The 2,303-nt window shown below is 33.9% G+C and carries 3 protein-coding genes; all 3 read left to right on the top strand.

Going from position 1 to position 2,303, the window contains the following annotated elements:
* Positions 1-735, top strand: a 735-nt coding sequence (locus ACWCQ1_RS51955; protein ID WP_451030114.1) for a hypothetical protein, incomplete at its 5' end; no start/stop codon positions are given.
* Entirely contained in the window at positions 735-1,220 is a 486-nt protein-coding gene (locus ACWCQ1_RS51950; protein WP_285308690.1) for a hypothetical protein, read from the top strand. The genes ACWCQ1_RS51955 and ACWCQ1_RS51950, both read left to right, overlap by 1 nt.
* A gap of 730 nt (positions 1,221-1,950) precedes the next feature.
* Positions 1,951-2,253 carry a hypothetical protein gene (locus ACWCQ1_RS51945; RefSeq protein ID WP_451030113.1) on the top strand — a complete coding sequence of 101 codons (303 nt, stop codon included), beginning with the start codon at positions 1,951-1,953 and terminating at the stop codon, positions 2,251-2,253.
* The last annotated feature ends 50 nt before the right edge of the window (positions 2,254-2,303 follow it).

The raw sequence follows: 2,303 nt of genomic DNA, 5'->3' as shown, positions 1-2,303 counted from the left end.
GCGCTGCTGCCCGCCGGGCACCGCCGAACTCGCGGTGCCGCCGCTGACGGACGAGGAAGTGGCGGACCTCGTCCGGGACGCTACCGGTGCCGATCACCAGAAGGTGCGGCAGCTGCATGGGGCGTTGTATATGATGAAAAAGGTAAGCCAATCAAACGTAAAATTGAGATAGAAGTTGCGAAAGACCAAGAGCCTAAGATTGAAACAATTACTTATGATGACAAATCACTTCTACATTTTGATATCGGCGCCGGTACAACTGAAATTGTTGTTACTAAAGGGGTTTCATTTAATCCAAATCTAAGCGAACCACGTGGTTATGGAACAAAGCAAACGATACTAGAGATTGTTAAACGTTGGAACCTAGTTTATCCTCGTAAAACGATTGATTCTATTGTAGAGTTTAATGAAATTTACTTTGACTCAGAGCATCCTAGACATTCAACACTAAAAGAATTTGCAGTACAATTCATCCGTCAATTAGCTACTAAGTTTTCAAGCGATGTTATCAATAAGATTGATGAAATGAAAGATGACCCGTTTGTTTTCATTTATGGCGGCGGTGCTATTTTAATCAAGTCTGATCTTGAAAAGATATTAAAGCATAAAGACCGTTTGAAGAATGTAGTGTTTATAAATGACCCTATGTATGTAAACTCCAGAGGACTTCTGGTGTATGTTTCTTCTCCACGTTTCCAACAATTGAAGGAACAAAAAGTAGGAGTGTCTAATTAATGAGCAGAAGAAAAAATCAAACTAAAATATATGGTGTGGGCGATAGGCCCACCATATATTTAAAAAAAGATGTTCCAGAGGAACTTTTGGAGCTTATTAATGAACAATCTGATTTAACTTTATTTTTTATGCATTCAATGGAGTTATTTTATAAAGAGTATGGAGTAACTGATTGTGAAGAAATCCTTCCAAGAAAATATAGATTCTTACAAGATTTAAAGAAAATCCCTAAAAGTAATCGAGTGAACCAGCCGGAACAAGCACAAGAAGAAGTGGCAATAACTAGGGAAGAATTACCGATGGAGAATGTACAAAAGGATGAAGATTCTGTTAATGAAATCCTAAGTGTTGAAGTCGATGAATCTATATTTGCAAATGATGATGAAATAAAAAACGATGAAAAACAAGAAGATACAAAAGATAACGAAAAAATAGAATTTAATGCATGGGCTCATTTGGATCTTGAGGATGACCCTTACGCTTAAAAAATCCTTTTTCTATATAGAAAAAGGATTTTTTTACTTATTTTGTAAAAAAGTTAATCATCAAATCGATGAAGTCCCCACATACGGAAATTCCCTTGATAAATAAAGGTTTACTAGACAATTTAAAGAAAAACACCCCATTTTCCAACACATTTTTTCTGTTTTTTTCTTTTATACTCAGCTTAATTACATGGCGCTCTACCTTCTCTAAATAAAAAAATTACTGAATTAAGGAGAAAATTATGTCCACCCTTACTTATTTTAGTTAAGCAGTTATCGAATATGGTTTTTAGGAGAAAATCAGCAATAATTTTTAGTGATTGATTTTGTACTAGTCTTTTCTCCTTATATTCTTTTGCCTATAGAATGTCCATTTTTTTAAATTGAAGCGTTATATCTATTAGAAGGGATTACGCCTATATAGAATTTTTTTATTAATTTCTTAATTTTTTTAATTTTAACCTACTAATTTCACTTATATAAGTGAGGGGATTTTTTTAACTGTCTAATCTAACTTAGGTAGGAATGAACTTTAAAGGTGTTGAAGGGAGTGAACTTTTTGGAAAATAAAAAAAGGTATTTAAAAATCTTATAACAATATTAGTTTGTAAGTGTCCCATGTAATAAGAAAGATGCGCTAAAAAATCAGAAAAGCTGTTTACTTTAGCAGCCTTTCTTTCACTTTTATTGGTAGAGAGATATTTAATCAAACTACTAAAATACTTAACATATGGAGGAACAGAAAATGAACAAGTTAAATTTAAATGCACTAGAGAATCTTATAAGGGAAATTAAAAAGAAGGCGGAAGATCCTTTGCTTGCTAGTTTATATAAAGACGGCATACTGGATGAACTACTTTCAGATAGTATTTATATCCATAGTACATTAGAAGAAAATCCACACTACTTACTACATCCGTTGGCTAAAAGAGATTTACAAGAACACTTTAACCACATGAAAGCTATTGTTGAAAACGATCCCTTTAATCCCTTCTTTCACTTAATAGGTGGGATTGAAGAAATACTAAAGTGATCCTATTTGGGCGGCAGCACTGACTCCTGATAAGCAGCTGTTCCCCTATC

Source organism: Streptomyces sp. NPDC002144, from assembly GCF_053593695.1.
The sequence above is the reverse complement of the archived record's forward strand: the minus strand, read 5'-3'. Positions and strand labels throughout refer to the sequence as shown.